General features: G+C 65.5%; 4 protein-coding genes. 2 read left to right on the forward strand and 2 right to left on the reverse strand.

Going from position 1 to position 3932, the window contains the following annotated elements; translation table 11 throughout:
* The coding region (locus ACESL8_RS09425) for an ABC transporter ATP-binding protein (protein ID WP_372918150.1) at positions 1-649 on the reverse strand (649 nt) is incomplete at its 3' end.
* 130 nt (positions 650-779) lie between these two features.
* Here ACESL8_RS09425 and ACESL8_RS09430 point away from each other — a divergent pair.
* Positions 780-2012, forward strand: coding sequence for a parallel beta-helix domain-containing protein (locus ACESL8_RS09430; protein WP_372918152.1), 1233 nt, complete (start codon positions 780-782; stop codon positions 2010-2012).
* The gene (locus ACESL8_RS09435; RefSeq protein ID WP_372918154.1) at positions 2009-3079 is read left to right on the forward strand and encodes an SO2930 family diheme c-type cytochrome; all 1071 of its coding nucleotides are present in this window, start codon (positions 2009-2011) and stop codon (positions 3077-3079) included. Before ACESL8_RS09430 ends, ACESL8_RS09435 begins: the two co-directional genes overlap by 4 nt.
* Here the strand turns inward: ACESL8_RS09435 and ACESL8_RS09440 are convergent.
* On the reverse strand, positions 3027-3932 hold a 906-nt coding region (locus ACESL8_RS09440; protein WP_372918156.1), incomplete at its 5' end, for an MFS transporter. The two genes, ACESL8_RS09435 and ACESL8_RS09440, sit on opposite strands and share 53 nt — an antisense overlap.

A 3932-nucleotide genomic window follows, 5' to 3' on the forward strand; every position in this document is an offset into this window, starting at 1 on the left:
CCAGCCGGCCGGCGCGGATGATGCCGATGCGCTGGGCAATGCGTTCCGCCACTTCGAGAATATGAGTGGTGAGGATCACGGTGCCGCCGGCGGCGACCTGTTCAAGCAATATATCCTTCACCGACCTTGCAGCAGCGGCATCGAGGCCGGTGAGGGGTTCATCGAGGATCAGCAGGCGCGGTTCGTGGATCAGCGCGCCGGCCAGCGCCAGTTTCTGCTTCATCCCGCGCGAAAATCCCTCGCAGCGGATGTCGCGCTTGTCCCACAGCGTCAGGCGTTTCAGCAGCGCTTCGGCGCGCGGCTGCGCATCGGCAGCGGGCACGCCCCACAGGCCGGCGATGAAGGCGAGATATTCGATCGGGGTCAGCTTGTCGTACAGCAATGGCTCGTCGGGGAGCCAGGCGATCAGGCGTTTGGCGGCAATCGGATCGGCCAGCGCATCGGTGCCGAACACGCTGATGTCCCCTGCATCCGGCCGGGCAAGGCCCGTGACCATGCGCAGCGTCGTCGTCTTGCCGGCGCCATTGGGGCCGAGCAGCGCAAAAATCTGCCCGGCCGGTACCACCAGATCGAGGCCGTTCACGGCTTGAAAACCATCGAAGGCCTTTGCCAGGCCGTGAATTTTCAGGGCGGGAATCAGGACATGCATTGTCTCTGAGTATCAAAGCTGGCGCAGCAATGCGATAAATGGGCGTTAACGGCTGAAATCAGAGCTTGAGCCAAAGACCGGATGGACAGAAACTCAGGCGCAACAAATGCTCACGGGGAGGAACCATTTCATGCGGATTTCGCTACTGATCGCAGCGGCGCTGGCCAGCACCACGCTGGCACAGGCACGCGTCATTCATGTCGGGCCACCAAACATTCTGGGCGGCAATGCGCAGGAAAAGCTGCAAACCGCGTTGATCGAGGCGCAGCCGGGTGACACCGTCCATATCGCCGCCGGCCGCTACCGCCTCGCGGATGGCCTGTCGCTGGATGTCGATGGTGTCACTGTGAAGGGCGACGGGCCGGGTGCGACCATCCTGGATTTCACCGCCCAAAAAGTGGCCGGCGAAGGCCTGCTGATCACGTCGGACAATGTGGTGGTGCGCGATCTGGCCGTGGAAAACGCCGCCGGCAACGGCATCAAATCCAAGGGCAGCGACGGCATCGCGCTGGTCAATCTGCGGGTGGAATGGACCGGCGGGCCCAAATCCACCAACGGCGCCTATGGCCTGTATCCGGTCAGTTCGAAAAACGTGCTGATCGACCGGGCGGTGGTGATGGGCGCTTCGGATGCCGGAATTTACGTGGGCCAGTCGCAGAACATCATCGTGCGCGGCAGCCGCGCCGAAATGAACGTGGCGGGCATCGAGATCGAAAACAGCTATGATGCCGACGTGACTGGCAACACCGCCACGAACAACGCCGGCGGCATCCTGGTTTTCGATCTGCCCGATTTGCCGCAGCAGGGCGGCCGCAACGTGCGATTGGCCAACAATCAGGTGATCGCCAACAACCACGTGAATTTTGCTGCGCCGGGCAATATCGTTGCCGGCGTGCCATCGGGCACCGGCATCATGGTGATGGCCAATTCCGGTGTGCTGGTGAGCGGCAATCACGTGATGGGCAACAATGGCAGCGCCGTGATGATCGTCGCCTATACCCAGGCCTTCACCTACAAGGCCTACAACCCGTTGCCGCGCGGCGTGACCGTGGTGGGCAATCATTTCATGGACAACGGCAAGGCCCCGGCCTTTGCCGGCGGCAAGGAAATTGCCGCGGCCGTGGGCGGCACGCTGCCGCCGGTGATGTGGGACGGCGTCACCCGTTACGCCGTGCCGGGCGGAGGTGAACGCGTGACCGACGGCGACATCCGCAGCGATGCAGCGGGCATCACGCTCAATCTGGGCGTGCAGGGCACACGGGCCAGCGCAGCCAAGCCGGCAATGATGGCCCCGGTTTCGGTCACTGCAAGCAATCGCCCGGCCATCGTGCTGCCGGCCGCATTGGAAGCCCGCAGCCGATGAAGCGGGCGGTGCTTGCGCTGTTGTTGCTGGGCGCCGCACCCGCCCCGGTGGTGCAGGCTGATCTGCTGCTTTGTGCAGATGCGCCGCGCCTCGCCGATTACGGCCTGTTCGATGCACAGGGGCGCCCGGCACCGGGCGTGCGGCCCTACACGCTGAACACGCCGCTGTTTTCCGATGGCGCCGAAAAATTCCGCTTTGCCTGGCTGCCGCCGGAAACAAAGGCGACGTATCGGGCCACCGGCGCGTTGACGTTTCCGGTGGGCACCGTGCTGGTCAAGCGCTTTGCCTTCGCGGCCGATCTCAGGCGGCCAGGCCAAGCCCTGCGCCCGGTTGAAACCCGCCTGCTCATCCACCGCCCGGCCGGCTGGGCGGCCCTGAGCTACGTCGAGCAGGACGGCGGCGCGGTTTTGAAGCGCGCCGGGGCCAAGCTGGCGGTGCAGTTCATCGACACGCACGGCCAGCCCCGCACCATCGACTATGCCGTCCCCAACCAGAACCAGTGCAAAACCTGCCATCAGGACGGCGACGCCATCACCCCCATTGGCCCGACAGCGGGCAATCTGAATGGCGGCCTGCACGGATCGGGCGGCAACCAGTTGATGACATGGGCGGCATCGGGCCGGCTGGCCGGGCTACCGACGGCGGGCTGGCCGAAACTGGCGCGCTGGGACGACCCATCGGAACCGCTGGACGCGCGCGCCCGGGCCTATCTTGCGGTCAACTGCAGCCACTGTCACAGCCGGGCCGGGTTTGCCTCCAATTCCGGGCTGTATCTGGTGCCGGAAGAAACAGTGCCCGCGCATCTGGGCGTGCTCAAACGCCCGGTGGCGGCGGGGCGCGGTTCGGGCGGCCATGAATTTTCCATCCTGCCCGGCCAGCCCGACAAATCGATCCTGCTGCACCGCATTCTCGCATCCGAACCCGGTATCATGATGCCGCAGTTCGGCCGTTCGCTGGTGCATGAAGAAGGCGCGGCGCTGATTCGGCAATGGATAGCAGGCATGGGGATAGTCGCTATGCCGACCGCTCCAACCGGATCAGCGCCGGCAACAGCAGCAGCACCGTAAGCCCGGCCAGCATCAACACCAGCGGTACGCCCAAGCCGGCGCCCACCGCAGCCCCGGCGCCCAGAACGGCTGTCACCTGAAACAGGCTGTTGATGATGTTGTTGGCAGCAATCGCGCTGGCGCGGCTGCCGGCGTCACCCGCCGTCTGCAACACAGCATATAGCGGCACCGAAAACACCCCGCCGGCCAGCGCCAGCACCGTCAAATCGGTCAGCACACGCCAGCCGGCAGCAACAGCAAAAAAGGCGGCGACATCCTTGGGCGCCGCCCCCACTGCGCCAATGGCAAACCACAGATCAACCCCGGCCAGCGCCATCGCCGCCCCGGCCGCGCCGCACAGCCGGGTGGAAACCCGGCCCTTCAGCCAGCGCCCCACCGCCACCGAACCCACCGCAATGCCCACCGAAAAGGCGGCGAGGAACAGCGTGGCGACGCCTTCGGTGCCCCCCATGTCGTTCCTCGCCAACGGCACGAACTGGCTGGTGTAAACAGCGCCCAGCGCCCAGAACCAGGAAATCGCCAGCGTGGCAATCAACAGCCGGCGGTTGGCAAAGGCATGGCCCAGCGCGGCGCGATTGCTGGAAATCGGGTTCCAGTTCAGGTCGCGCCCGGGTTCCGGCGGCGCCGGCGGAATGAAGCGCGCCGCCAGCCAGCCCAGCACCGCGATGCCCAGCGTAATCGGCCCGACCGCTTGCGTTGCCAGCAGCCCGCCCGCCACCTGGCCCAGCAAGATGGCCACGAACGTCGCGCCTTCTACCAGGCCGGTGCCGGCGAGCAGCTCATCCTTGCGCAGATGTTGGGGCAGGATGGCATATTTCACTGGGCCGAACAGGGTGGAATGGCAGCCCATCAG

Source organism: Sandarakinorhabdus sp. (assembly GCF_041689835.1).
GTDB lineage: Bacteria > Pseudomonadota > Alphaproteobacteria > Sphingomonadales > Sphingomonadaceae > Sandarakinorhabdus.